This window comes from Paraburkholderia sp. J11-2, from assembly GCF_905220185.1.
Classification (GTDB): domain Bacteria; phylum Pseudomonadota; class Gammaproteobacteria; order Burkholderiales; family Burkholderiaceae; genus Paraburkholderia.
The window spans coordinates 1-361 of the sequence record NZ_CAJMYY010000133.1 but is presented as its reverse complement, the minus strand read 5'-3'; the positions used below and the strand labels follow the sequence as shown (position 1 = coordinate 361).

Genomic DNA, 361 nt, shown 5'->3' with positions numbered 1-361 from the left:
AGCCGATTTCACACTAGCCCGCATTGGTGGACGAGTCGTTGCGTGCGCAAAGTCACGACGACCTTATCCTGCGGCAAGTTCGTCCGCGAGGAACTGGATGAGCGCTGTCACGCGCCGCGCCGGTAACTCGGCCGGATAAACGGCATACAAATCGACGTGCTCCGCGACGTACTCCTCCAGCGCCGTCTCCAGCGTCCTGGACGCGAGTTCCGTCCGAATATCCCAACGGTTCTTGATGATGACCCCTACGCCCTCTAACGCCCACTCGCGGAGTACGCCACCGTCGCTCGCCTGGCGATCGCCTGAAACCTTGACGTTGTGCGGCTTGCCTGCCATGCGAAACGGCCAGATCGCGAGCGGC

The 361-nt window shown here is 62.3% G+C and carries 1 protein-coding gene; it reads right to left on the bottom strand.

Annotated elements, in window-relative coordinates; genetic code table 11:
* Nucleotides 1–63: 63 nt before the first annotated feature.
* A partial coding sequence (locus U5A57_RS41490; protein ID WP_321918134.1) for a LysR substrate-binding domain-containing protein occupies nucleotides 64–361 on the bottom strand: 298 nt, incomplete at its 5' end.